This is a genomic window from Pseudaquabacterium pictum, assembly GCF_005403045.1.
Classification (GTDB): Bacteria; Pseudomonadota; Gammaproteobacteria; order Burkholderiales; family Burkholderiaceae_C; genus Pseudaquabacterium; species Pseudaquabacterium pictum.
The window spans coordinates 412548-437112 of record NZ_BJCL01000002.1 but is presented as its reverse complement, the minus strand read 5'-3'; the positions used below and the strand labels follow the sequence as shown (position 1 = coordinate 437112).

At 70.9% G+C, this 24565-nt stretch carries 20 protein-coding genes and 1 tRNA gene; 8 read left to right on the top strand and 13 right to left on the bottom strand.

From position 1 onward, the window contains the following. Positions 1–14: 14 nt before the first annotated feature. Entirely contained in the window at positions 15–1682 is a 1668-nt protein-coding gene (locus FFT10_RS06045; RefSeq protein WP_137731873.1) for an ABC transporter substrate-binding protein, read from the bottom strand. A 129-nt stretch (positions 1683–1811) separates the two neighbouring features. Here FFT10_RS06045 and FFT10_RS06040 point away from each other — a divergent pair, with 129 nt between their 5' ends. Beyond that, entirely contained in the window at positions 1812–3647 is a 1836-nt protein-coding gene (locus tag FFT10_RS06040) for a SulP family inorganic anion transporter (protein WP_137731872.1), read from the top strand. 21 nt (positions 3648–3668) lie between these two features. Here FFT10_RS06040 and FFT10_RS06035 read toward each other — a convergent pair whose 3' ends face one another. Both FFT10_RS06035 and FFT10_RS27630 read right to left on the bottom strand, forming a co-directional pair. Further along, the gene (locus FFT10_RS06035) at positions 3669–4013 is read right to left on the bottom strand and encodes an NUDIX hydrolase (RefSeq protein ID WP_194150897.1); all 345 of its coding nucleotides are present in this window, start codon (positions 4011–4013) and stop codon (positions 3669–3671) included. Then, positions 4006–4152, bottom strand: a complete 147-nt coding sequence (locus FFT10_RS27630; protein ID WP_154694079.1) for a hypothetical protein — start codon at positions 4150–4152, stop codon at positions 4006–4008. The genes FFT10_RS06035 and FFT10_RS27630 overlap by 8 nt, the downstream gene beginning before the upstream one ends. A 519-nt stretch (positions 4153–4671) precedes the next feature. On the opposite strand from FFT10_RS27630, the gene FFT10_RS06030 reads away from it, so the two are divergent. Both FFT10_RS06030 and FFT10_RS06025 read left to right on the top strand, forming a co-directional pair. Beyond that, complete coding sequence (locus FFT10_RS06030; protein WP_137731871.1) at positions 4672–5541, top strand: C40 family peptidase; 870 nt, start codon at positions 4672–4674, stop codon at positions 5539–5541. Positions 5542–5543: 2 nt separating this feature from the next. After that, positions 5544–7391: an ATP-binding response regulator gene (locus tag FFT10_RS06025; protein WP_228026989.1), complete on the top strand. Its 1848-nt coding sequence runs from the start codon at positions 5544–5546 to the stop codon at positions 7389–7391. Here FFT10_RS06025 and FFT10_RS06020 read toward each other — a convergent pair. Next, positions 7297–7947, bottom strand: coding sequence for a helix-turn-helix transcriptional regulator (locus FFT10_RS06020; RefSeq protein WP_162520702.1), 651 nt, complete (start codon positions 7945–7947; stop codon positions 7297–7299). The two genes, FFT10_RS06025 and FFT10_RS06020, sit on opposite strands and share 95 nt — an antisense overlap. 76 nt (positions 7948–8023) lie before the next feature. Here FFT10_RS06020 and FFT10_RS06015 point away from each other — a divergent pair, with 76 nt between their 5' ends. Continuing rightward, positions 8024–8809, top strand: a complete 786-nt coding sequence (locus tag FFT10_RS06015) for a response regulator (protein WP_228026970.1) — start codon at positions 8024–8026, stop codon at positions 8807–8809. A gap of 91 nt (positions 8810–8900) precedes the next feature. On the opposite strand, the gene FFT10_RS06010 is transcribed toward FFT10_RS06015, so the two are convergent. From FFT10_RS06010 to prfB, 4 genes are all read right to left on the bottom strand, one after another. Beyond that, positions 8901–8976 (bottom strand) — tRNA-Thr (locus FFT10_RS06010). Positions 8977–9019: 43 nt separating this feature from the next. Further along, positions 9020–10042, bottom strand: coding sequence for a class 1 fructose-bisphosphatase (locus tag FFT10_RS06005; RefSeq protein ID WP_137731867.1), 1023 nt, complete (start codon positions 10040–10042; stop codon positions 9020–9022). Between the two features lie 21 nt (positions 10043–10063). After that, a complete protein-coding gene (gene pepN / locus FFT10_RS06000) occupies positions 10064–12754 on the bottom strand; it encodes an aminopeptidase N (protein WP_137731866.1) in 2691 nt (896 codons plus the stop codon). Between the two features lie 67 nt (positions 12755–12821). Further along, a protein-coding gene (gene prfB, locus FFT10_RS05995; protein WP_137731865.1) for a peptide chain release factor 2 occupies positions 12822–13926 on the bottom strand; the annotation gives its coding sequence in 2 pieces (ribosomal slippage) (positions 12822–13844 and positions 13846–13926; 1104 coding nt in all). A 122-nt stretch (positions 13927–14048) separates the two neighbouring features. On the opposite strand from prfB, the gene FFT10_RS05990 reads away from it, so the two are divergent. Beyond that, complete coding sequence (locus FFT10_RS05990) at positions 14049–14306, top strand: DUF4212 domain-containing protein (RefSeq protein WP_137731864.1); 258 nt, start codon at positions 14049–14051, stop codon at positions 14304–14306. Positions 14307–14330: 24 nt separating this feature from the next. On the opposite strand, the gene FFT10_RS05985 is transcribed toward FFT10_RS05990, so the two are convergent. Both FFT10_RS05985 and mfd read right to left on the bottom strand, forming a co-directional pair. Beyond that, the gene (locus FFT10_RS05985) at positions 14331–15710 is read right to left on the bottom strand and encodes a VWA domain-containing protein (RefSeq protein WP_162520701.1); all 1380 of its coding nucleotides are present in this window, start codon (positions 15708–15710) and stop codon (positions 14331–14333) included. Positions 15711–15862: 152 nt separating this feature from the next. Further along, the gene (mfd, locus tag FFT10_RS05980; protein ID WP_137731862.1) at positions 15863–19321 is read right to left on the bottom strand and encodes a transcription-repair coupling factor; all 3459 of its coding nucleotides are present in this window, start codon (positions 19319–19321) and stop codon (positions 15863–15865) included. A gap of 85 nt (positions 19322–19406) precedes the next feature. Between mfd and ispD the strand changes: the two genes are divergently transcribed. Both ispD and ispF read left to right on the top strand, forming a co-directional pair. After that, the gene (ispD, locus tag FFT10_RS05975) at positions 19407–20144 is read left to right on the top strand and encodes a 2-C-methyl-D-erythritol 4-phosphate cytidylyltransferase (RefSeq protein WP_137731861.1); all 738 of its coding nucleotides are present in this window, start codon (positions 19407–19409) and stop codon (positions 20142–20144) included. Beyond that, positions 20141–20629, top strand: coding sequence for a 2-C-methyl-D-erythritol 2,4-cyclodiphosphate synthase (gene ispF, locus FFT10_RS05970; protein ID WP_137731860.1), 489 nt, complete (start codon positions 20141–20143; stop codon positions 20627–20629). Before ispD ends, ispF begins: the two co-directional genes overlap by 4 nt. A 9-nt stretch (positions 20630–20638) precedes the next feature. Here the strand turns inward: ispF and FFT10_RS05965 are convergent, their stop codons facing one another. Together FFT10_RS05965 and ompR are read right to left on the bottom strand one after the other, a co-directional pair. Next, positions 20639–22009, bottom strand: a complete 1371-nt coding sequence (locus FFT10_RS05965; protein ID WP_137731859.1) for an ATP-binding protein — start codon at positions 22007–22009, stop codon at positions 20639–20641. 63 nt (positions 22010–22072) lie between these two features. Continuing rightward, positions 22073–22807 carry an osmolarity response regulator transcription factor OmpR gene (gene ompR, locus FFT10_RS05960; protein WP_137731858.1) on the bottom strand — a complete coding sequence of 245 codons (735 nt, stop codon included), beginning with the start codon at positions 22805–22807 and terminating at the stop codon, positions 22073–22075. Between the two features lie 207 nt (positions 22808–23014). Here ompR and FFT10_RS05955 point away from each other — a divergent pair, with 207 nt between their 5' ends. After that, complete coding sequence (locus tag FFT10_RS05955) at positions 23015–23761, top strand: SIMPL domain-containing protein (protein ID WP_137731857.1); 747 nt, start codon at positions 23015–23017, stop codon at positions 23759–23761. On the opposite strand, the gene FFT10_RS05950 is transcribed toward FFT10_RS05955, so the two are convergent. Beyond that, positions 23762–24532: a 3-hydroxybutyrate dehydrogenase gene (locus FFT10_RS05950; protein ID WP_137731856.1), complete on the bottom strand. Its 771-nt coding sequence runs from the start codon at positions 24530–24532 to the stop codon at positions 23762–23764. Between the last annotated feature and the right edge of the window lie 33 nt (positions 24533–24565).

Below are 24565 nucleotides of genomic sequence, written 5' to 3'. Positions count from 1 at the left end.
CGGGGCAGGGGGGCTCAGCGCAGCCGCACCCAGCGCAGCTCGACCGTGTCGCTGGGCCAGGGCGTGGCCTGCACCCGGCTGGCCATGGCCCAGTTCAGCTTGCGGCGGTACAGCGGCAGCAGCGGCAGGTCGTCATGGATCAGCCGCAGCGCCACGCCCACGCGGGCGCGGCGGCGGGTGAGGTCGGGCTCGGTGCGCACCGCGTCGATCAGCGCATCGAGCTGCGGGTTGCTGTAGCGGCCGGCATTGAAGGTGCCGCCGCCAGCGGGGTCGAAGGTGCGGAACAGGCCGTTGAGGGTGGTCCAGGGATCGGTCTGCGGTGTCCAGCCGAATTCCATGAAGCTGGCCGTGCCCTGGGTCAGCTTGGGGAAGAACTGGTTGGTCGGCGCGCTGCGCAGCTGGGTGCGGATGCCCACCTGGCTGAGCATGGCCGCGGCGGCCTGGCAGACGGCCTCACGCCAGGCGATGTTCACGCAGTCGAGCGTGACGCTGAAGCCACCGGGGTAGCCGGCCTCGGTGAGCAGGGCGCGTGCCCTGGCGGGGTCGAAGGGCAGGCGGCGGTCCAGCTCGGGCAGGTGGCCGTCGACCAGCGGCGCGATGAAGCTGCCGGTGGGCGTGCCCTGGCCACGCAGCACCTTCTGCACGATCAGGTCGGTGTTGACCGCATGGGCCACGGCTTGCCGCACCCGCCGGTCCTTGAACGGGTTGCGGCCTTTCACGTCGCTGCCGGCCAGCTCGTCGCGGGCCTGGTCGAAGGCCAGGTACTGGGTGCCCAGGTCGGTGACCGCCACCACCCGCAGCCGCGGATCGCGCTGCAGGCGCTCCACGTCCTGGAAGGGCGGGTCGGGCACCAGGTCCACCTCGCCCGAGGTCAGGGCAGCCAGGCGGGTGGCATCGCTGCGGATGGTGAGGAAGGTGACGCCGGCGAGGTTGCCGTTGCGCGCATCGGCGCGGCCCCACCAGCCATCGTGCCGGGCCAGCTGCACCTGCACGTCGGGCTGGTAGGCCACCAGGCGGAACGGGCCGGTGCCGTTGGCATGGCGCACCGCGTGGGTCTCCTGCTTGCCGTTGAAGTCCTGCGCCTTCTCGACGCCGTGCTTCTGGCTCCAGGCCTGGCTCATCATCGCCACCTGCAGCAGCTTCTCGGGCAGCACCGCGTCGGGTGCATCCAGCTCGAAGTCGACCGTCAGCGCGTCGACCTTGCGCACGCTGCGGATGCCCTTCAGGGTGAAGGCGCGCTGCGAGGTCGGCCCCTGGGCGCGCTGGATCGAGAACACCACGTCGTCGGCGGTGAAGGCGCTGCCGTCGTGGAAGCGCACACCGCTGCGCAGGAAGAAGCGCCAGGTGGCCGGGGCGGTCATCTGCCAGCGGGTGGCCAGCGCCGGCTCCAGCTTGAAGTCGGCATCGCGGTTGACCAGCGCATCGTGGATCTGGAAGGCCACCCGCGCGTGGTACAGCAGGGCCACCGCATGCGGGTCCATCGACTGCGGGTCGAAGGCGCTGGCGATGCGCAGCATGCCGACTGCCGGCGTGGCGCCCAGCGCGGCCGGCGCGCCCAGCAGCAGGGCCACCAGCAGCGTCATCGGCACCGACAGCAGCACCCGCGGCCACGGCCGCCAACCCGGCGGGCGCCCGGCGGCAACGGGACGCGGCAGGCCGGCGGGGACAGTGGCAGGATGCATGGCGGCAGTGGACAGGCGAGCGTTGGCGCGGGGTGGCGCAGCACCGCGCCATGCACTGATTGTGGCCCGCCGCGGCCGGCCCACCCGCCGCCGCGCCCGGTGGTCTGTGTGCACTGCTACGCTTGCCCCATGCCGATCCACGCGCCCACCGACGCGCCACCCCAACCGCCCCTGGCGCTGCGGCTCTGGCCGTGGCTGGGGCAGCTCAGCGCGGCCAGCTGGCGCGGCGACATCCAGGCCGGCCTGCTGGGGGCGCTGCTGGTGCTGCCCCAGGGCATCGCCTTCGCGGCGCTGGCCGGGCTGCCGCCGGCCATGGGCCTGGCGGCTGCAGCGCTGCCCTGCGCGGTGGCGGCCCTGGGCGGCGCCAGCCGGCATGTGATGTCGGGGCCGACCAATGCCACCGCGCTGGCGCTGGGCGCGATGCTGGTGCCGCTGGCCGCCGGCGACCCCAGCCTGCTGCTGCCGCTGGCCCTGGGGCTGACCCTGCTGGTCGGCCTGCTGCAGATCGGCCTGGCCGTGGCCCGGCTGGGGACCTTGGCCAACTTTGTCTCGCCGGCGGTGATGCTGGGCTTCACCACCGGCGCGGCCGGGCTGATCGCCTGGTATGCGGTGGCCGGGCTGCTGGGCGCCGAGGGCCGGGTGTCGCCCTGGCAGGCCTGGCAGCACGGCGTGGCGCCGTCGGCCCTGGCCGTGGGCGGGCTGACGCTGGTGGCTGCGCTGGCCGGCCGGCGCTGGTGGCGCAGCGGGCCCTACCTGCTGCTGGCGCTGTTGCTGGGCATCGCCGCCGGCTGGTGGTGCACCCGGCATCCGCTGCCGGGGCCGCTGCCGCTGCTGGTGGGCAGCCCGCCATCGGCCCTGCCGCAGTGGCGCTGGCCCTGGGAGGATGCCGACCGGCTGCTGCCGCTGGGTTCTCCGCTGCTGCAGGCGGCACTGGCGCTGACCATCGTGGCCCTGGGCCAGTCGATGGCCATCGCCAAGACGCTGGCCACACGCACCGGCGATGCGCTGGACGCCAACCGCGAGTGCCTGGGCCAGGGCCTGGGCAACCTGGCGGCGGCCTGCAGCGGCGGCATGGTGGTGTGCGGCTCGCTGAACCGGTCGGTGCCCAACCTGGAGGCCGGCGCCCGCACACCGATGGCCGCGGTGGCCGCGTCGCTGCTGCTGGTGCTGCTGGTGGCGCTGGCCGGGCCAGTGCTGGCCTGGATCCCGCTGGCCGCGGTGGCGGGTCTGCTGCTGACGGTGGCCTGGTCGCTGTTCGACCATGCGGCCTGGCGGCGGGTGTGGCGCGACGACGCCAGCGAGTTCGCGGTGGCCGCGGCCACGGCGCTGGCCACGCTGACGGTGCAGCTGGAGATGGCGGTGCTGGCCGGCGTGATGCTGTCGCTGGTGGTCTACCTGTACCGCAGCGCCCGGCCGGCGCTGCGCACCATGGGCTTCGACCGCCAGGGCGCAGGCCGGCCCTTCGTGATTCTTGGCGATGTGGGCGACGTGGGCGAGTCCATCGCGCCGCCGCCGGGCACGCTGCCCGAGTGCCCGCAGCTCAAGCTGTTGCGCATGGAGGGATCGGTCTGGTTCGGTGCGGTGACGCATGTGGCCGACCGGCTGCGCGGTCTGCGCGAGCGTGCTGCCGCCAGCCCCACCGGCCAGCGCCACCTGCTGGTGATGGCCAAGAGCATGAACACCATCGACCTGGCGGCGGCCGAGATGTGGGAGACCGAGCGCAGCCGCCGCGCCGAGCTGGGCGGTGCGCTGTACTTCCACCGGCCGCGGCCGCAGGTGCTGGCGCTGTGGCAGCGCACCGGCTTCCTCGACCGGCTGGGCCGCGACCATGTCTTCCCCGACAAGCGGCGCGCCATTGCCACCATCGTGCCGCAGCTCGATGGCGCGGTGTGCAGCCGTTGCCGCCACCGGGTGTTCGAGGAATGCGTCTGGCAACCGGGCGCGCCGATCGACGCCGGGCTGTGAGTGCCGGCTCGGGCCGGCGGTTCAGCCGGGCAGCCGCGCTGCCGCGGCGCCGTCGTTCCAGCCGAACGCTGAGCACGGCGGGTCCCGGCCGATGGCGTCGATGGCGTGGTGCACGCAGGTCACCATGTTGCCGGGCAGGGCCGGCTGGTCGCACCAGGACGGGTCGCTGCACTTGTGCGGCTCCAGGTTGAACAGCGTGCCCTGCCTGTCGACGTGGCCAGCCACCACGCTGTCGTTGCCGTCCACGCAGCCGGCGTTGAAGCGCGGCGGCAGCAGGATGCTGCCGTGAACCTGCAGGCTCAGGTGGACGTCCGGGATCAGGCGGAAACGCGCGTGCACCGCGGCGCTGCTGGCCGCCTCAGCCATGCTTGGCGGCGAAGGCCTGCGCCACCTGTTGCGCCAGCACCGCCTGATCGATGTCGGCCAGCCGCTGGACGTTGATGCAGCCCTTGCCGGTCTTGAACTTGCCCAGCGCGGGCGGGGTTGGAGCCGCACCACCGTCCATCAGCCCGTCGAAGACAATCTCGGCTTTCGGGATGAGAACCCCACGGCGCAGATGGTGCCGGTCTTGCCACCGGCCGGCGGATAGCGGTGGGTGCCGAAGCCGACAATCGCCGTGCCCCACATCGCCGGTGCCTGCCCGGTGGCCCGGGCCGTCAGCTGCACCAGGGCGACGCAATCCTGCCGGCGTGCCGGGTCGGCGATGTCGGCCAGGTGTGGTTCAAGACGCAGTGGCACGACCTGGCCTGCTGTCTCCCCGTCCGAAACGAGGTGGGAAAGCCGCAGCGCGCGCGGCGCGTCACCGGGGTGGTTTCGGGCCCCGCCAGTGTGGCACCGCGGCGGGACGCCGGCTCGCTGCGATCGTGGGACGACCGGGTGGCTGGCTGGGGTGCGGGGATGGCCTCAGGCATCGGCGCAGGGCTCGGTCACGGGATGGACGCGCCGATCGCAGCAGCAATTTTGGGGATGTCGCCAGCGGCCGGCGTCGCGAGAATGCCGGGCTCGATCTGCGAGGGGGAGTCCGATGTCCACGAAACCGATGGTCTCGATGAGCGACCTGCGTCCCGGCGACCTGCTGCTGCACGCCAGCAAGGGTGAGATCTCCAAGCTCATCATGTGGGCCAGCGACAGCGACTACAGCCACATTGCCATGGTGTTCGAGCCAGGCTTGATTGCCGAGGCGCGGTCGGCGGGCGTGCTGTTTGCCGAGCGGCTCGACGCGCGCGTTCAGAACATCGGCAAGGCCTTCCACTTCATCGATGTGCTGCGTCCGCGCCAGCCCGATCCACTGCCGGCCGATGTGCTGCAGGCGTTGCAGGAGAGCGCCCGTCGCCTCGAGGATGCGCACTTTGCGTTGAACCAGATGCTGGAGCTCGGGCTGATCTGCGCCCTGCGCAACAAGATGCCGGGTGGCACCCTGGTGCAGCGCCTGGTCGGCAGCCTCCTGGCGCGCCTGGTCCGCCAGGACCCGACGCGACTCGTCTGCAGCGAGTTCCTCTACCTGGCCTACCGGGATGCGCAGACGGAGCCGCCCGGCTTGCTGGCGCCGCGCTTTGAACACGTCGCCCGCCCGGATCGCCCGTTTCCCGCCGATTTCGACCTGTGGGAACTCCTGCGCGAGTACCAGAAGGCCAGCGGCGCGGAACCCGAGGGTGTCGTGCAGGAGATGCTGGCCGCCGCCGGCACCGGCGGCCTCGGTGCGCTGGCGAGCTCCCTGACCGGCGCCCAAGGTGGTTCTGCCGGCCTGCAGTCGCTGGTCGTCCAGGCGCGTCAGAAATCGGTGGCCGGGCTCTTCCTCCCGGTCGGAGGGGGTGCGGTCAATCCTGAGCTGACCTTGCCCCAGGACTTTGCCGACAGCGCGTCGTTCACGTTCCTGGGAACGCTGGTGCCGTGACCATGCCGCCGTCGGCACCGCCGACCGGTGGCCTGGAGTCTGCGCGCGACCTGCAGGCGCGGTTCATCGCCAGCGAGACGCCGAAGAGCCTGCTCATCGGGCTGGCCAGTGCCTGGCTGCTGGCCGCTGGCATGTGGGGCGGCCAGCCGGATGGGCCGGCGGCGGTGCGCTGCTTTGGCTGGGCTGGCGTGATCAGCCTTCTGCTGCTGCGCGGCTGCAGGATCGCTGCGCGCGTGCGGGTGGCCGAGGCCGGACAGATCGAGCACCTGAGCCGGCGCCTGCGATTCAACGCGGCACTGTTGGCCTGCCTGTGGGGTGCATCGGCGTTCCTGATGCTGCCGGGCAGCGATCTCGAACACCAGATGCTGCTGGTGGCCGCGATTGCCTTGATCACCATGGGCGGCGCGGTCGGCCGGGCGGTGCATGACCAGCAGGTGGCCTGGTTCGTGATGATCACCAGCGGCCTGTTCGCGGCCGGTCTGCTGTCCAGGCCGGGCCGCTTCCAGCTCTTCATCGGGCTGGGATACCTGCTGTTCGGCACCGTGGTGGCGCTGTTCACCCGGGCCCAGGTGAACACGCTGCAGCGCGAACGCGACCTGGCCTTGCAACTGGAGCGGGCGCGCATCGACGCCGAGGCGGCCCGCAGCGCGGCCGAACGGGCCAGCGCTGCCAAGACACGCTTCCTGGCAGCCGCCAGCCATGACCTGCGGCAACCGATGCACGCGATCGGGCTGCTGGTGGGCCTGCTGAAGGAGCGTGCAAACGCGCCGATGGAGGTGGAGGCTTTGGCGCACAAGGCGCAGCAGTCTGTGCACCTGATGGAGGACCTGTTCGGCAGCCTGCTCGACATCTCCAAGCTCGATGCCGGCGCGGTTCAACCGGACCGGACCGCAGTCTCGCTTCACGCGCTGCTGGCGCAGATCGATCAGACCTGGTCGCCACAGGCCGCTGCCAAGGGCCTGCGCCTGCGGGTGCGCATGTGCCGGGGTGCGGTGCACAGCGATGCGATGCTGCTGGGCCGCATCGCCCACAACCTGGTGGCCAATGCGGTGGCCTACACCCGGCGCGGCGGTGTGCTGGTGGCGTGCCGGCCACGTCAGGGTGGCTGGGAACTGCAGGTCTGGGACAGCGGTCCCGGCATCGCGTCAGAACACCAGGCCGCGGTGTTCGACGAGTTCATGCGTCTGGCCGCCCCGGGTGAGGGCCGCCAGGGCCTGGGTCTGGGCCTGTCGATCGTGCAGCGCAGCGCCCAGGTCCTGGGACATGCGGTGCGGCTGGCCAGCCGCCCGGGCCGCGGCTCCTGCTTCGCCGTTCACATGGCGGCGGCCCGCACTGCGCCGTTGGCGGTTCCGGGGCCGGTGCCCGACGCCTGGCTGTCAGCGCTGAAAGGGGCGTTCGTGGCGGTCGTCGATGATGACGCCACCAGCCGCGAGGCCACCGCCGCGTTGTTCATGGCACAGGGCTGTCTGGTGGTGTCCGAGGCGGGCGCTGCCGGATTGCTGGACGAGCTGGAGCGGCACCTGCGCGCGCCGGACCTGCTGCTCACCGACTGGCGCCTCGGCGCCCGGGACACCGGACAGGCGTTGCTGCTGGCGCTGCGGGCCCGGTATGACCTGCCCATCCCCGCGTTGCTGGTCACCGCCGACACGGGCCTCGAGCCCGCTGCCGCAGGGGCCGCGCCAGGTGTGGTGGTGCTGCGCAAGCCTGTCTCCGCGCGCCGCTTGCTGGTCGCGGCCCATGAACTGCTTGCCGGCCCTAGCGGATGGTCTCGAACAGCGGCACCAGCGGAGGCAGCAGCGCCACCTGCAGCAGAACTTCCTGCAGCCGCTTGGCGCCCGTCTTGGCCTTGATCGCCGAGACCTGCGAGCGCACCGTGGTCACCGACACGCCGTGCGCCACGGCGATCTCGCGCGGTGCGCGCCCAGCCAAGACGGCAGCGAGCACGTCCGACTCGGCGGGCGTCAGGCCGTGGAGGGTGCAGAACTGCTGGGTCGTGAGCCGCGCGCACACGGCGCGTCGCCCCAGCAACAGCATCACCGACGGGTTCCCGGCCTCGCCGTCCTGGCCCACCGGGACCACGGCCACGCTGACGCGCCGTGCACCGTTGGCGAACGTCAGCAGCCGGCGATGCCGCTGGGTCTGAGCGACATGCACGGCGCTCCTCAAGATGCTGGTCTGGGCCGCATCCTGCGCCACGATCTCGTTCGCCCGCAGGCCAAGCGGTGCGTCGGGCTCGGCGAGCTGCAGACGGGCGGTGCGGTTGCATTGCCAGCCCAGGCCCGCACCGCCGAGCGCGATGCCGTAGTCGATCTGGTCCAGCACATGCATCAGCACCGACAGGTCGGTGTGGCTTGCAGGCTGCATGGGTTGCCAGGTCGGCAGGGTTTGCGTGTCAATCCAGGCCATCGCGTCCTCCTTGTCGTGAGCCCCGTCTCGGGACGCGGCAAGCCGGCATTGCAGCGCGGCGTCGGCGGTACGTCGATTGGCCGTTTGGCTCATCCAAGTGGCTGGGCCGACACACGTGGCCAGACACGCCTGTCTGGCCGGCCCAGGCGATAGCATGCGTCGGCAACCTGGAGAGGGCTCGGCGATGAAGGTGCTGCTCGTGGATGACCATCAGCTGTTCCGGGAAGGCATGGCGCTGCTGCTGCAGCCCTTGGCCGATCCGCTGCAGGTGCTGGGCGCCGGCTCTGCCGAAGCGGCGCTGGAGTTGCTCGCGGCCCATCCCGATGTGGATCTGGTGGTGATGGACCTGGGCATGCCCGGCATGGGCGGGCTCAGCGGCATGGCACTGATGCGCGTCCGGCATCCAGCCGTGCCGTTGGTGGCCCTGTCTTCGGTCGATGACAAGCCTACCGTGCTGCAGGCGCTCGATGCCGGCGCCATGGGGTTCGTGCCCAAGAGCGCCAGCGCCGGTGTCATGCTGGCCGCGCTGCGCCTGATCCTGTCCAACGGCATCTACCTGCCGCCGTCGGTGTTCCTGGCGGCCGAACCGGCCGCGGCCGGATTTCAGGCGCCCGGCCCCAGGCATCCCGAGCAGTTGGGCCTGACGCCCCGTCAGGCGGATGTGCTGTACCTGATCCTGCAAGGCAAGCCTGCCAAGCTGATCGAACGCGAACTGGGCCTGTCTGCCGGCACGGTGAAGGCCCATACCTCGGCGGTGCTTCGGGCCTTGAATGTGACCACCCGCACGCAGGCGGTGGTGGCGGCCGGGCGGCTGCAGCTGCGGTTCAGCGCCCCAGCAGCGGCGACGCCGGCATCCGGCTAAATGCGGACTGCGGACTTCCCCCGGACCCTGTCAGGCGCCTGCGCCAAGAAAAAAGGGCCTGGCGTGCGCCAGGCCCTTGATCCGTCGTCTGTGGTGCCGGTGACCGGAATCGAACTGGTGACCTTCGCATTACGAATGCGCTGCTCTACCGACTGAGCTACACCGGCGTGTGTAGCCCATGAGTATAGCGTGGGAAGCTGCGGTGCAGCCTCAGGCGCGTGTGGCGTCTGCCGCAGCCTGGTGCAGTTCGGTGACGCGCTGCACCTCGTTCTTCGAGCCCAGCACCACGCTCACCCGCTCGTGCAGCTTGGTCGGCACGATGTCGAGGATGCGCTGGCGGCCGTTGGTGGCCTGCCCGCCGGCCTGCTCGATCAGGAAGGCCATCGGGTTGGCCTCGTACATCAGGCGCAGCTTGCCGGGCTTGTCGGGCTCGCGCTTGTCCCAGGGGTAGAGGAACACGCCGCCGCGCGACAGGATGCGGTGCACGTCGGCCACCATGCTGGCCACCCAGCGCATGTTGAAGTCCTTCCCGCGCGGGCCTTCCTTGCCGGCCAGGCAGTCGTCGATGTACTGCCGCACCGGCGGTGCCCAGTGCCGCATGTTCGACATGTTGATGGCGAACTCCTTGGTGTCGGCCGGAATGGTGACCTCGTTCTCGGTCAGCACCCAGCTGCCGGTCTCGCGGTCCAGGGTGAACATGGCCACGCCTTCGCCGACGGTCAGCACCAGCATGGTCTGCGGGCCGTAGACGCAGTAGCCGGCCGCGGCCTGCTGCTTGCCGGGCTGCAGGAAGTCCTCTTCGCTGACGCCGCGGGTGTTGGTGACCTTGCGCAGCACGCTGAAGATGGTGCCGATGGACACGTTGACATCGATGTTGCTGCTGCCGTCCAGCGGGTCGAACAGCAGCAGGTACTCGCCCTGCGGGTAGCGGTTGGGCACCACGTGGATGGTGTCCATCTCCTCGCTGGCCATGGCCGCCAGGTGGCCGCCCCATTCATTGGCCTCGATCAGCACCTCGTTGCTGATCACGTCCAGCTTCTTCTGCACCTCGCCCTGCACGTTCTCGGTGTCGGCGCTGCCCAGCACCTCGCCCAGCGCGCCCTTGTTGACGGCGATGGCGATGCGCTTGCAGGCGCGGGCCACGATCTCGATCAGCAGCCGCAGCTGCGCCGGGATGTGGCCATGCTCACGTTGCTGTTCGACCAGGTACTGGGTGAGGCTGATGCGTTTCATGGTGCGGTGGGGTGGTGCGGATCAGGAGTCGAGCGCCTTGGTGACGATCTCGCGCACGTCGTCGCTCAGGCGCGGGGCGGCGGCCACGCGGGCCACAGCCTCGCGGGCGGCGCTGCGCCAGGGCTCGGCCAGGGCGCGCCAGCGGTCCATGGCCCGGGCCAGGCGGGCCGCCAGCTGCGGGTTGATGGCGTCGAGCTCGAGCACGCGGTCGGCCCAGAACACGTAGCCGGCCGCATCGGTGCGGTGGAAGGCGGCCGGGTTGTCGCGGCAGAAGCCGCTGAGCAGGGCGCGGGCGCGGTTGGGGTTCTTCAGCGAGAAGTCGGCATGCTGCATCAGCGCCTTCACCCGCTGCAGGCCGCCACCGCTGGCCGGCTCATTGGCCGTGGCCTGCAGGTTGAACCACTTGTCGATGACCAGGTCGTCACCGGCGAACAGCGCATGGAAGCGCGCCAGCGCCGGTTCGGCCAGCGGCGACTGTGCATCCACCAGCGCCGACAGCGCGCCGAAGCGGTCGGTCATGTTGCCGGCATCCTTGAACCGCTGGTAGGCGCGGCCGGGCCACACGGTGTCGCCAGAGGCCACCGCATCGAGCACCAGCATGCGCAGGGCCTGGTTGGCCAGTGCCCGCTGGCCCGCCTGCGCGGCATTGGGGCGGTAGCCTTCGCGCACCTGGTGGGCCTCGAAGGCCCAGACCCAGTCGTCACGCAGCGCGCTGGCCAGCTGCCCGCGCAGCTGCTCGCGCAGGCGGTGGATGCGCTGGGGGTTGACCTCGCTGCCGACCACCTCGGCCACATAGACCTCGCTGGGCAGCTGCAGCACCTGGTCCTTGAAGGCGGGGTCCAGCGTGTCGTCGCGCAGCACCCGGCGCAGTGCCTGCAGGTAGGCGTCATCCAGCGGCGGCAGGTCGGCATCGCCCGGCAGGGCGGCCAGCAGCCGACCCAGCGACAGCCGCTGGCCGGCCTCCCAGCGGTTGAAGGCGTCGGCATCGTGCTGTAACAGCACCAGCAGCGCGGCATCGTCCAGGCCGTCGTCCAGCGTGACCGGCGCCGAGAAGCCGCGCAGCAGCGACGGCACCGGCGGCGCCTCGACATTGACGAAGGTGAAGGTCTGCTCGGCCTCGGTCAGCACCAGCACCCGCTCGGTGCCGGTGGCCTGGGCCTCGCCCTCCAGCTTCAGCGGCAGGGCGCGGCCATCGTCGGCGGCCACCAGGCCCATCAGCACCGGCACCAGGCCGGGTTGCTTCTCCGGCTGGCCAGGCGAGGGGGCGCCACTCTGGCGCAGCGTCAGCGTGTAGCGGCGGGCTGCCTCGTTGTAGCTGCCGCGGGCCTGCAGCCGCGGCGTGCCGGCCTGGGCATACCACTGCTTGAAGTGGCCCAGGTGGCTGGCCAGCGCGCTGCCGGGGTTGGCATCGGCGATGGCCTGGGCGAAGTCGTCACAGGTCACGGCCTGGCCGTCGTGGCGCTGGAAGTACAGGTCCATGCCGGCGCGGAAGCCGGCGCGGCCCACCAGCGTGGCCATCATGCGCACCACCTCGGCGCCCTTTTCATAGACGGTGGCGGTGTAGAAGTTGTTGATCTCGCTGTAGCTGTCGGGCCGCACCGGATGGGCCATCGGGCCGGCATCCTCGGGGAACTGCACCGCGCGCAGGTTGCGCACCGCATCGATGCGCAGCACGGCGCGGGCCGACGCGCTGCCGGCCATGTCCATCGAGAATTCCTGGTCGCGGTAGACGGTCAGGCCTTCCTTCAGGCTCAGCTGGAACCAGTCGCGGCAGGTGATGCGGTTGCCGGTCCAGTTGTGGAAGTACTCATGCGCCACCACGCTCTCGATGCCGGCGAAGTCGTCGTCGGTGGCGGTGGCGGGGCTGGCGAGAACGTACTTCGTGTTGAAGATGTTCAGACCCTTGTTCTCCATCGCGCCCATGTTGAAGTCGCCGACGGCGACGACCATGAAGCGCTCCAGGTCCAGCGGCAGGCCGAAGCGGGCTTCATCCCAGGCCACGCTGGCGATCAGCGCGTTCATCGCATGCTCGGTCTTGTCCAGGTCGCCACGGCGCACATGCACCTGCAGCAGGTGCTCCTTGCCGTTGCGCGCGGTGATGCGCTGCTCGCGGCAGACCAGATCGGCCGCCACCAGGGCGAACAGGTAGCTGGGCTTGGGGAAGGGGTCGTGCCACTTCGCCATGTGCCGGCCGTTGGGCAGGTCGGCCTGCTCCAGCAGGTTGCCGTTGGACAGCAGCACCGGGTACTTCGCCTTGTCCGCCCGCAGGGTGACGGTGTAGACCGCCATCACGTCGGGCCGGTCCAGGAAGTAGGTGATGCGGCGGAAGCCCTCGGCCTCGCACTGGGTGAAGAAACCGCCGCCGCTGGTGTACAGGCCCGACAGCTGGGTGTTCTTCTCCGGCGCGCAGGTGTTGCGGATCTCCAGCGTGAAGCTGGGTTGGTCGGGCGGGTTGTCGATGACCAGCAGGCCGTCGTCCTGGCGGAAGCTGACGCTCTCGCCGTCGGCGAGGCAGCGCAGCAGCACCAGGCCATCGCCGTGCAGCACCAGCGGCGCGCCGGGCGCGGCGTCGGCATGGCGTTCCACGGTCAGCCTGCTGGCGACGATGGTCTTGGCCGGGTCCAGGTCGAAGGTCAGCTCGACGCTGCGGATCCAGTAGGCCGGCGCCGCATAGTCTTCGCGGCGGATCACGGTGGCGGGGCCTTCACGCATGGCGGGAGGTTCCAATCAGGGTGGGTTGGGGGCGGCACGCGGCAGTGGTTGCCGCGGTCCGCCAGGGTCAGAGCCCGGCCTTCAGGCTGGCCTCGATGAAGGCATCCAGGTCGCCGTCCAGCACCTTCTGCGTGGCCGAGATCTCGACGTTGGTGCGCAGGTCCTTGATGCGGCTGTTGTCCAGCACATAGCTGCGGATCTGGTGGCCCCAGCCGACGTCGGTCTTGGTGTCCTCCAGCTTCTGCTGCTCTTCCATGCGCTTGCGCATCTCATGGTCGTACAGCCGGCTGCGCAGCCGCTTCCAGGCGACATCGCGGTTGCTGTGCTGGCTGCGGCCGTCCTGGCACTGCACCACGATGCCGGTGGGGATGTGGGTGAGCCGCACCGCCGAGTCGGTCTTGTTGATGTGCTGGCCACCGGCGCCGCTGGCGCGGAAGGTGTCGGTGCGCACATCGGCCGGGTTGATGTCGATCTCGATCGAGTCGTCCACCTCGGGGTAGACGAACAGCGACGCGAACGAGGTGTGGCGGCCGCCGGCGGAATCGAACGGGCTCTTGCGCACCAGGCGGTGCACGCCGGTCTCGGTGCGCAGGTGGCCGAACGCGTAGTCGCCCTCGACCTTGATGGTGGCGCTCTTGATGCCGGCCACGTCGCCGGGGGTCTCGTCTTCCAGCGTGGCCTTGAAGCCCTTGCGCTCGCAGTACTTCAGGTACTGGCGCAGCAGCATGCCGGCCCAGTCGCAGGCCTCGGTGCCGCCGGCGCCGGCCTGGATGTCGACGAAGCAGTTCAGCGGATCGGCCGGGTTGCTGAACATGCGCCGGAACTCGAGCTGCTCGACGGTCTGGCGCAGCTCGGCCGCGTCGGCCTCGATCGCGGCCAGGTCGTCGAAGGCCTCGTCGGCCTTGGACATCTCGTAAAGCTCGGTGTTGTCGGCGAGGTTGCTCTTCAGGTGGTCGATGGTGCCGACCACGTCTTCGAGCGACTTCTTCTCGCGGCCCAGCTCCTGGGCGCGCTTGGGTTCGTTCCAGACGCTGGGGTTCTCCAGCGCGGCATTGACTTCATTCAACCGCAGGGATTTGCGGTCGTAGTCAAAGATACCCCCGGAGCTGCTCGGTGCGGGCGCTCAGATCGGCGAGCAGCGTGCCGATGGCGTTGACTTGTTCGATGTCCATGGAGGGTGCGTGATGCGGTTTGATCGAGGGCGGATTCTCGCATGGGGGTGTGCCGGCGCGTGCCGGCATGCGGGTCTGGCCCGGGTGCCATCCGCCACGGCTTTGGTTAGCATCCGCCGCCCATGAGCCGACCCGATACCCCAGCAGCCTACTGGAGCCAGACGCTCCGGCTGAGTGCCGGGCTGCTGGGCCTGTGGCTGCTGGTCACCCTGGTGGTGTGCCTGCTCGGGCCCAGCCTGCGCTTCAACTTCTTCGGCTGGCCGTTCGGCTTCTGGGCCACGGCCCAGGGTGCGCTGCTGGTGTTCTGCGCCATCGTCTGGGTCTACGCGTTGGCGATGGACCGGCTGGACGCAGCCCACGGCCGGCCGGCCGGCGATTGAGCCGGCCGCTGCCGCGAGCCGCCGTCAGGGCAGGCTGATGGCCAGTGGAATGTCCACCGTCTGGCCGTGCAGCTGCACCCGCGCCCGGGCCAGCACCGTCTGCCCGGCGGCAAACACCCCGGCCTGGCCGGCGTCGATGCTGAAACGCAGGCGGTAGGTCGGCAGGCCCAGGCTCATCAGTTTCCCCAGGCTGCCGTACAGCGGAATCAACTGCTCCACCGTCTCGGCGTAGAGCATCGCGCCACCGCCGGCCGTGGCCAGGTGGCTGAGGGCCTCGACGTCGATGCGGCCGCTCAGGCCGATGGTGAACAGCCGCACGCCGTCGGCCCGGGCGGCGTCCACCACCTGCTGACGGCGCGTGGCGCAGGCGGCGGCACCGGCGCAGTCGGTGTCGGCGCCGTCGGTGAACACCACCAGGGCACGGGGCAGGCCGGTGCGCAGCAGCGGGCTGGCCACCAGTTGCAGGCGCATGGCGTCGATGGTGTCGTGCAGCGGCGTCTGCCCGCCGCTCTGGCCGGCCAATGCATCCAGCGCCGGGAAGGACTGGGGCGCCGCGGCAGCGTCGGGCACGGCGCCCAGCAGCGTCAGCGGCTGCAGCGGCAGGCGGGCGCCGGGCCCGCGGGCAAAGGCGCCCAGCAAGGCCTGGTCACCGGTTGCCAGCGTGCTGATCAGCGCCTTGGTGGCGTACAGCCGGGCGTTCAGGGGGTCGTTGTCGGCAATGCTGCCGCTCTGGTCGATCAGCAGGCCCACGGTGTGGGCAGCCACCGGCAGGGCGGGCACCAACTGCAGGCTGGTGGCCGCGGCATCGGGCTGGTAGGCATGGTCGGCCGGCGCCTGGCGCAGGCAGTCGGCCACCGCCGTGGCGGCGTCGGGCATGCACGGAAGCAGCTGGAAGTCGCCCGCCACCAGGCCCGTGACCGGCTGGGCATCTGCGCCCACCACCACCAGCTCCACCTCGAACACCAGGCTGCGGCCGTCGGCCGACCGCTGCGGCGCCACGCCGCTGCGGGTGGCCAGTGCGCCGCCGGCGGCGGCGGTGGCGCGCTGCAGGGTGACTGGCGCCGTGGTGACCACGCCGTTGGACACCAGAACCTCGGTGACCTGGGGCACGAACGTGGGCACGCTGATCGTGAACGACTGCGTGCCCGGCAGGACGGCGACGTGGCCCACGCCCTGGCTGTCGGTCAGCACCGCGGTGGCGCCGGCGGTGGCCGGCAGCACGCTGGCACCGGCCACAGGGACGCCGTAGGCATCCCGCACCACCAGCCTGGCCACGCCGACCTGGCCAGCCGGCTCGTCGGCACCGCCGCCACCGCCGCAGCCGGCCAGCACCGCGGCACCGGCCGCCAGCGCCAGCAGCCTCGGCCACCGTGCGGGCGGGGTTGTCGATCGAATTGTTCGCATGCTGCATCCCATCGGGTGGGCGCCCGGCGGCAGCTGCCCGGCGGGCAGCGCCACCGTCGGGCACCGATGGTCTGAGCCTGACGGCCGCACCGCGGCCGGCGCCTAGGACGGCGCCGATGCGGCTGTAGGACGCCGCCGCGTGCCCGCGGCCGTCAGCGCGGCGCCGCCACCGGCGGCCCCAGCGCGCGCAGCACATCGCGCACGTACTGCGCCCGGTCCTTGGGGTCGGCCATCTCGCGCTCGATGCGCAGCTTGTCGTTGCCGGCGAGCTTGATGTTCTTGTTCTTCTGCACCAGGGCGATGATCTTCATCGCGTCGATCGGGGGGTTGGGTCGGAAGGTGATGTTCATCAGCTTGGGGTTGGCATCGATCTTGGCCACGCCGTAGGGCTTGGCCAGTACCCGCAGGCGGTGGGTGTCGAACAGCGTCTGCCCCTGCGCCGGCAGCTTGCCGAAGCGGTCGGTCATCTCCTCCAGCAGCACATCCAGCTGCTCGGCCTTGTCGGCGGTGGCCAGGCGCTTGTAGAGGTTCAGCCGCACCTGCACATCGCCGCAATACGCATCGGGCAGCAGGGCGGGGGCATGCAGGTTGATCTCGGTGCTGCCGCCGAACACGCCGGTGGGGCTCAGCAGGTCGGGCTCCTGGCCGGCCTTCAGCGCCCGCACGGCCTCGGCCAGCATGTCGTTGTAGAGCTGGAAGCCGACTTCCATCATGTTGCCGCTCTGGTGCTCGCCCAGCACCTCGCCGGCGCCGCGGATCTCCAGGTCGTGCATCGCCAGGTAGAAACCGGAGCCGAGTTCCTCCATGCTCTGGATCGCATCGAGCCGCTGCTGGGCCTGCTTGGTCAGCGTCTCGGTGTCGGGCACCAGCAGGTAGGCATAGGCCTGGTGGTGGCTGCGGCCCACCCGGCCGCGCAGCTGGTGCAGCTGGGCCAGGCCGAACTTGTCGGCTCGGCTGATGACGATGGTGTTGGCGCTCGGTACATCGATGCCGGTCTCGATGATGGTGGAACACAGCAGCAGGTTGTGGCGCTGGGCGATGAAGTCGCGCATCACCGCTTCCAGCTCGCGCTCGGGCATCTGGCCGTGGGCCACGGCGATGCGGGCCTCGGGCAGCAGCTCGGCCAGGCGGTCGCGCCGGGCCTCGATGGTGTCGACCTCGTTGTGCAGGAAGTAGACCTGGCCGCCGCGCTTGAGCTCGCGCAGCACCGCCTCGCGGATCACGCTGTGGCCCTCGCTGCGCACGAAGGTCTTGATTGCCAGACGCCGCTGCGGCGCGGTGGCGATGACCGACAGATCCCGCAGGCCTTCCAGCGCCATGCCCAGGGTGCGGGGGATGGGCGTGGCGGTCAGCGTCAGCACATCCACCTCGGCGCGCATGGCCTTGATCGCCTCCTTGTGGCGCACGCCGAAGCGGTGCTCCTCGTCGATCACCAGCAGGCCCAGGCGCTTGTACTTCACATCGGGGCTCAGCAGCTTGTGCGTGCCGACGACGATGTCGACCGTGCCGTCCTCCAGCCCCTGCAGCGCCTGCTTCACCTCCTTGGCGGTGCGGAAGCGCGACATCTCGGCAATGCGCACCGGCCAGCGGCCGAAGCGGTCGACCAGCGTCCGGTAATGCTGCTCGGCCAGCAAGGTGGTCGGCGCCAGGATGGCCACCTGCTTGCCGCCGATCACCGCGATGAACGCGGCGCGCAGCGCCACCTCGGTTTTGCCGAAGCCGACATCGCCGCAGACCAGCCGGTCCATCGGCTGCGGGCTGACCATGTCCTGGATCACCGCATGGATGGCGGCGCGCTGATCGGGGGTTTCCTCGAAACCGAAGCTGCTGGCAAAGGCCTCGTAATCGTGCGCGCTGTAGCGGTGGGCATGGCCTTCGCGCGCAGCGCGGCGGGCGTACAGGTTCAGCAGTTCGGCGGCGGCATCGCGCACCTGCTCGGCGGCCTTGCGGCGGGCCTTGTCCCACTGGCCGCTGCCCAGCCGGTGCAGCGGCGCCTCGTCGGCGCTGACGCCGGTGTAGCGGCTGATCAGGTGCAGCTGGGCCACCGGCACATACAGCGTGGCCTTGTCGGCATAGGTCAGGTGCAGGAACTCGCTGGCGCCGTCGCCCAGGTCGATGTGGATCAGCCCTTGGTAGCGGCCGATGCCGTGGCTGGCATGCACCACCGGGTCGCCCACCTTCAGTTCCGACAGGTCCTTGATCAGCGCATCGACGCTGCTGGTCTGCTCCTGCTTGCGGCGGCGGCGGGCCTGCGGCGCGCTGGCGAACAGCTCGGTCTCGGTGATGAACTGGATCGAGACCGGCGGTTGCGCACCGGGCTCGAACCAGTGGAAGCCCGCGGCCAGTGGCGCGGCGGTGATGCAGAACTTCTCGTCGCTGCCTTCGAACTCGGCCAGCGTGCTGACGCTGGGCGGGCTGATCTGGTGGTCGCGCAGCAGTTCCAGCAGGCTCTCGCGCCGGCCATCGCTCTCGGCGACGATCAGCACCCGTGCTGGCGTGCTCTCCAGGTGGCGGTTGAAGGCGGCCAGCGGCTCGGTGGCATTGCGGTCGGCGGCGATGGCCGGCAGCGGCCGCGCCCAGTCGGTGGGGTCGTTGCCGCGCAGCGCCAGCGTGGCATGGCGGTTGGCGTTGGTGAAGAACTCGTCGCTGCGCTGGAAGATCTCTTCCGGCGCCAGCACCGGCCGGTCGGGGTCGGCGGCGATGAAGCGGTGGCGGTCGCGGGTGTCGGTCCAGAAGCGGTCCAGCGCCGCGTCCACCTCGCCATGCAGCACCAGCATGGCCTGCTCTCCGAGGTAGCTGAAGATGGTGCCGGTCTGCTCGAAGAACAGCGGCAGGTAGTACTCGATGCCGGCGGTGGCGATGCCCTGGGCGATGTCCTTGTAGATGCGGCTCTTGGTCGGGTCGCCATCGAGCTTCTCGCGCCAGCGCTGGCGGAAGGTGGTGCGCGCCGCCTCGTCCATCGGGAATTCACGCCCGGGCAGCAGCCGCACCTCGGGCACCGGGTACAGGCTGCGCTGGGTGTCGGGGTCGAAGGTGCGGATCGAGTCCACCTCGTTGTCGAACAGGTCGACCCGGTAGGGCACCAGGCTGCCCATCGGGAACAGGTCGATCAGGCCGCCGCGCACCGCGTATTCGCCCGGCGACACCACCTGGCTGACATGGTTGTAGCCGGCCAGCGTCAGCTGCGACTTCAGCGCCGCCTCGTCCAGCTTGGTCTTCTGCTTGAACCGGAAGGTGGTGCCGGCCAGGAAGCTGGGCGGCGCCAGGCGCGTCAGCGCGGTGGTGGCCGGCAGCAGCACCACGTCCACATCGCCGGTGTGGATGCGCCACAGCGTGGCCAGCCGCTCGCTGATCAGGTCCTGGTGCGGACTGAAGCTGTCGTAGGGCAGGGTCTCCCAGTCGGGGAACAGCGCCACCCGCAGGCCGGGCGCGAAGAACGGCAGCTCGTCGGCCAGGCGCTGGGCATCGGCCGGCTCGGCGGTGACGATGGCCAGCAGGTGCTTGTCTGCTGCGCGGGCCTGGCCCAGCCGCGCCAGCAGCAGGGCATCGCCCGATCCGGTGGGGCGGGGCAGGGTGAAGCGCTTGCCGGCGGCGATGGTGGGCAGTTGCATGGGGGCCTGGAGCGACAGAAAACGGCAACACGCCCCGGAGCGTGTGCTCGGGGGCGTGACTGGGCTGAATTCTAGAATCCGGGCGATGACAGACCACAACCAGGGGCCAAGCCCCCGCTGCTACGCGCTGGTGCCCTGTGCCGGCAGCGGCAGCCGCGCCGGCCTGCTGCAACCCAAGCAGTACGCCAGCCTCGCCGGCCGCAGCGTGGTGGCCCACACCCTGGCGGCGCTGGCGCAGGTGGACCGCCTGGCCGCCACGCTGGTGGTGCTGGCGCCTGACGACGGCCAGTTCGAGGACGCCGCCCCTGGCTTCACCGGCCCGCGTGCCTGGGTGGCCCGCTGTGGTGGCGACAGCCGCGCCGCCACCGTGGCCGCCGGCCTGGCCGAGCTGCAACACCGCGGCGCCCGGCCCGACGACTGGGTGCTGGTGCACGATGCCGCCCGCTGCCTGCTGCGCGCCATCTGGGTCGATCGGCTGATCGACGCCTGTCTGGACGACGCGGTGGGCGGCCTGCTGGCCTTGCCGGTGGCCGACACCTTGAAGCAGGCCAGCCCGGCCCATGAAGGTGGCGACCGCGTGGCCGCCACCATCGACCGCAACGCCAAGTGGGCCGCGCAGACGCCGCAGATGTTCCGCCTGGGACAGCTGCGCGAAGCGCTGGCCACCGCCGGCGCGGCCGTCACCGACGAGGCCAGCGCCATCGAGGCCCTGGGCCTGGCGCCACGCCTGGTGCCCGGCGACCAGGAGAACTTCAAGCTCACCTTCCCCGGTGACTTTGCGCTGGCCGCGCGCCTGCTGGCCACACGGGAGGTCGCTGCATGAGCATCCCCACACTGCGCATCGGCGAAGGCTGGGATGTGCACCAGCTGGTCAGCGGCCGGCCGCTGGTGCTGGGCGGCATCACCATCCCGCACAGCCACGGCCTGCTGGGCCATTCCGATGCCGATGCCCTGCTGCACGCCATCACCGACGCCCTGCTCGGCGCCGCCGCGCTGGGCGACATCGGCCGGCATTTCCCCGACACCGACCCGCAATTCAAGGGCGCCGATTCCGGCGTGCTGCTGGCCGAGGCGGCGCGCCGGGTGCGTGCCGCCGGCTGGCAGATCGGCAACATCGACAGCACCATCGTGGCCCAGGCGCCCAAGCTGGCGCCGCACATCCCGGCGATGGTGGCGCGCATCGCTGCGCTGCTGGGTCTGGAACCCGGACAGGTCAACGTGAAGGCCAAGACCGCCGAGAAACTGGGCCCGGTGGGTGAGGGCCGGGCGATCGAGGCCCGCGCCGTCTGCCTGCTGCTGCAGGCCTGAGCACCGGCGTCAGCCGTCGGTGCGGGTAGTGGTCTGCTCGGCGCGCACGTGGCGGGCGCGGCGCATCCGCAGGTGCACCACCAGACCGCCTTCCGGCGCGTTGGCCACCTCCACCTGGCCGCCCATGCGCTGCATCGCCTTGTCGACGATGGCCAAGCCCAGGCCGGCGCCGGTGGCGGCGGTGCGGGCCGCATCGCCGCGGAAGAACGGCGTGGTCAGCTGGCCCAGCTTCTCGGGCGCCACGCCGGGACCGTGGTCGCGCACGGTGCAGATCACCCAGCCGCCGGTGCGGGTGTTGCTGACGGTGACCATGGCAATGCCGGTGTCGGTGGTGCGGCCGTAGCGGCGGGCGTTCTCGAACAGGTTGCTGAACACCCGGCCCAGTTCCACCTCGTCGGCCAGCACCTCCAGGTCGATGCTCACCCGCGAGGTGATGCGGATCTCGGAGGGATCGCGGAACGAGGCCGCCTCCTTGTCGATCAGCTTGGACAGCAGCACCGGCCGCAGGTGGGTCTCGCCCGGGCGGGCGTAGTCCATGAACTTGTCGATGATGGCGTCGAGCTGGTCGATGTCGCTGGCCATGTTGCTGCGGGCCTCGTCGTCGACCACGCTCATCTCGGCTTCCAGCCGCAGCCGCGCCAGCGGCGTGCGCAGGTCGTGGCTGATGCCGGCCAGCATCACCGCGCGGTCTTCCTCCACCTTGGCCAGCTCGCGGGCCATGCGGTTGAAGCCCATGTTCACCTCGCGGATCTCGCTGGTGATGGTGGTCTCGTCCAGCCGCGAATCGAATTCGCCGCCGCGGATCTTGCTGGCTGCGAACGACAACTGGCGCAGCGGCTGATTGATCAGCTGGGCGATCAACACGACGCCGGCCAGCGTGGCCAGCGCGGCGCCCAGCACCCACAGTAGGCCCTGGCGGTCGGGTGGCGGCGGCACCAGACCGGCCGGCACCTGCAGCCACCAGGCCTCGCGCTCGACCACGAAACCGAACCACAGGCCCGGCGCACCGTTCAGGCTGCTGGCGACCACCAGCTCGGGGCCCAGGCGGCGGCGCAGCTCGCCGGCCAGGCGGGCCAGGGGGCCGCCTTCGGCCGGCACCGTCCAGACATCGGCCACCGCCCGGGCCTGCAGCAACAGGCCCTCGCGGGCGGCGAGGTTCTTCAGCAGCACCGGGCGGTTGGCACGGTCGCTGGTGCGCAGGGCCTCTGCGCTCAGCCGCAGCAGGCTGGTGAGGTGCGGCACGTTGCGCGGGCCCAGCCAGCCTTGCACGTCGACACTGCGCAGCGTGAAGCCCCACGCCGCCGCGATGGCGGCCAGCAGCAGCAGCAACAGGAAGAACGTGCGCCAGAACAGGCTGAGCGCGACCTTCTGCTGGGTCAAGGGATTACCCGGGAGTCAGGTGGACGGGGTCACAAGGGTACACCGCACCACCGCGCTGCCGGCTCAGCCTGCACCGTCCGGCACGAAGACATAACCCACGCCCCACACGGTCTGGATGTAGCGCGGCTGCGAGGGATCGGGCTCGATCAGCTTGCGCAGCCGCGAGACCTGCACGTCCAGGCTGCGGTCGAAGGGCTCGAAGTCGCGGCCGCGGGCCAGCTGCGCCAGCTTGTCGCGCGACAGCGGCTGGCGCGGGTGGCGCACCAGGGCCTTGAGCATCGAGAACTCACCGGTGGTCAGCGCGATCGGCTCGCCGTCCTTGGTCAGCCGGCGCAGCGACAGGTCGAACTCGAACGGCCCGAAGTTGACGACCTGGGCCTCCTTGCTGGGTGCGCCGGGGGCTTCCTGCGCCGGACGGCGGCGCAGCACCGCATGGATGCGCGCCAGCAGCTCGCGCGGATTGAAGGGCTTGGGCAGGTAGTCGTCGGCGCCCACCTCCAGGCCGACGATGCGGTCCACATCCTCCACCTTGGCGGTGAGCATGATGATCGGCGTGGTGTCGTTGGCTGCGCGCAGGCGGCGGCAGATCGACAGGCCGTCCTCGCCCGGCAGCATCAGGTCGAGCACGATCATGTCGATGTTCTCGCGCGTCAGCAGCCGGTTCAGCGCCTTGCCGTCCTCGGCCAGCAGCACGTCGAAGCCTTCCTGCGTGAGGTAGCGGCGCAGCAGGTCGCGGATGCGGGCGTCGTCGTCGACGACGACGATGCGGTCTGGGCGGGCGTTGGCAGGGGCGGTCATGCGGGGCTCCCATTTGTAACAACGGCATTGTGCAGGCCGGTGTCCGGGCGCCAGGCCCGGTTCTGACCCTCTGTTACAACTGTGCGCGGCAGGTTGCTTCCCGCCGTGAAGTCAACCACGCAGCAGGCTGCCGCGCTGTGGGTGTGGCGGCTGCAGCTTGCACCGCCGCCGGCCTGGCCGGCTCCGCTCCTTCCTGCGAGACCCTCGATGACTCTCCGCCGCCTCCCCCTCCTGCTGCCCCTGGCCGCTGCCCTGCTGGCCGGCCCGGCGCTGGCCCAGACCAACCCGGTGACGGTGTGGCAGGCCGCGCCGCAGAACGTGGTCAACCTCAGTGCCGAGGCCAGCCGCGAGGTGCCGCAGGACCTGATCGCCATCACCCTGGCGGCCACCCGCGAGGGCAGCGACGCCGCCGCTGTGCAGAGCCAGTTGCGCCAGGTGCTGGATGCCGCGCTGGCCGAGGCCCGCAAGGCTGCCCGGCCCGGCGGCGTGGAGGTGCGCACCGGCAGCTTCAACCTGTCGCCGCGCTACGCCGCCAAGCCGGGCACGGCGCCGGTGATCAGCGGCTGGCAGGGCCGCGCCGAGCTGGTGGTGGAGGGCAGCGACACCGCGGCCATCAGCCAGCTGGCCGGCCGGCTGAACAGCCTGACGGTGGCGCGGGTGGGCTACGGCCTGTCACGCGAAGCGCGCGACAAGGTGGAGGCCGAGGTGGCCGCCCAGGCCATCGGCCGCTTCAAGGACCGGGCCGAGGCCCATGCGCGGCAGTTCGGCTTTGCGAGCTACAGCCTGCGCGAGGTGTCGGTCAACGGCAGCGAGAGCGGTGCGCCGATGCCGGCGCCGATGTACAGGATGGCCGCTGCCGCGGCGCCGATGGCCGAGGCGGGCCAGCCGGTGGAGCCGGGCCGGACCACGGTGACGGTTTCGGTCAACGGCAGCATCCAGCTGTCGCCCAGGTAGTCACTGGGCCGTCCAGCCGCCGTCCATCGCCCAGGCCTGGCCGCGCACGTTGTCGGCAGCCGACGAGCACAGGAACACCGCCAGCTCGCCCAGCTGCTCGGGCGTGGTGAACTGCAGCGACGGCTGCTTTTCGGCCAGCAGCTGGCGCTTGGCCTCGTCGTTGGAGATGCCGGCCGCGGCGGCACGCGCGTCCACCTGCTTCTGCACCAGCGGCGTCAGCACCCAGCCTGGACAGATGGCGTTGTGGGTGACGCCGGTGGTGGCGCATTCCAGCGCCGCCGCCTTGGTGAAGCCGACGATGCCGTGCTTGGCCGCGACGTAGGCGGATTTCTCGGCCGAGGCCACCAGGCCGTGGGTGGAGGCGATGTTGATCACCCGGCCCCAGTTGCGCGCCTTCATGCCCGGCAGCGCAGCGCGGGTGCTATGGAAGGCCGACGACAGGTTGATCGCGATGATCGCGTCCCAACGGTCGACCGGGAAGTCCTCGATCTTGGCCACATGCTGGATGCCGGCGTTGTTGACGAGGATGTCGACCGCGCCGAACTCGGCCTCGCAGGCCCGCACCATGGCCTCGATCTCGGCCGGCTTGGACATGTCGGCGCCGTGGAACGACACCCGGCCGCCCAGCGCCGCCACCGCGGCCTTGGCGCCGTCGACATCGCCGAAGCCGTTGAGCATGATGTGGGCGCCCTGGCGGGCCAGCTGCAGGGCAATGCCCAGTCCGATGCCGCTGGTGGAGCCGGTGACGAGGGCGGTCTTGCCTTTGAGCATGTGCTTCTCCGAAAACATTCGATCGATGGGGGC

Bases quoted from the DNA above. Each gene is read 5' to 3' on its own strand.
- FFT10_RS06035 (WP_194150897.1), bottom strand. From the start codon at position 4,013: ATGGCTGAGGCGGCCAGCAGCGCCGCGGTGCACGCGCGTTTCCGCCTG.
- FFT10_RS05950 (WP_137731856.1), bottom strand. From the start codon at position 24,532: ATGCTCAAAGGCAAGACCGCCCTCGTCACCGGCTCCACCAGCGGCATC.
- FFT10_RS06040 (WP_137731872.1), top strand. From the start codon at position 1,812: ATGCCGATCCACGCGCCCACCGACGCGCCACCCCAACCGCCCCTGGCG.
- FFT10_RS06030 (WP_137731871.1), top strand. From the start codon at position 4,672: ATGTCCACGAAACCGATGGTCTCGATGAGCGACCTGCGTCCCGGCGAC.
- ompR (WP_137731858.1), bottom strand. From the start codon at position 22,807: ATGACCGCCCCTGCCAACGCCCGCCCAGACCGCATCGTCGTCGTCGAC.
- FFT10_RS06045 (WP_137731873.1), bottom strand. From the start codon at position 1,682: ATGCATCCTGCCACTGTCCCCGCCGGCCTGCCGCGTCCCGTTGCCGCC.
- FFT10_RS05985 (WP_162520701.1), bottom strand. From the start codon at position 15,710: ATGCGAACAATTCGATCGACAACCCCGCCCGCACGGTGGCCGAGGCTG.
- ispD (WP_137731861.1), top strand. From the start codon at position 19,407: ATGACAGACCACAACCAGGGGCCAAGCCCCCGCTGCTACGCGCTGGTG.
- pepN (WP_137731866.1), bottom strand. From the start codon at position 12,754: ATGCGTGAAGGCCCCGCCACCGTGATCCGCCGCGAAGACTATGCGGCG.
- ispF (WP_137731860.1), top strand. From the start codon at position 20,141: ATGAGCATCCCCACACTGCGCATCGGCGAAGGCTGGGATGTGCACCAG.
- FFT10_RS05955 (WP_137731857.1), top strand. From the start codon at position 23,015: ATGACTCTCCGCCGCCTCCCCCTCCTGCTGCCCCTGGCCGCTGCCCTG.
- FFT10_RS06025 (WP_228026989.1), top strand. From the start codon at position 5,544: ATGCCGCCGTCGGCACCGCCGACCGGTGGCCTGGAGTCTGCGCGCGAC.
- FFT10_RS05990 (WP_137731864.1), top strand. From the start codon at position 14,049: ATGAGCCGACCCGATACCCCAGCAGCCTACTGGAGCCAGACGCTCCGG.
- mfd (WP_137731862.1), bottom strand. From the start codon at position 19,321: ATGCAACTGCCCACCATCGCCGCCGGCAAGCGCTTCACCCTGCCCCGC.
- FFT10_RS06020 (WP_162520702.1), bottom strand. From the start codon at position 7,947: ATGGCCTGGATTGACACGCAAACCCTGCCGACCTGGCAACCCATGCAG.
- FFT10_RS27630 (WP_154694079.1), bottom strand. From the start codon at position 4,152: ATGGACGGTGGTGCGGCTCCAACCCCGCCCGCGCTGGGCAAGTTCAAG.
- FFT10_RS06005 (WP_137731867.1), bottom strand. From the start codon at position 10,042: ATGAAACGCATCAGCCTCACCCAGTACCTGGTCGAACAGCAACGTGAG.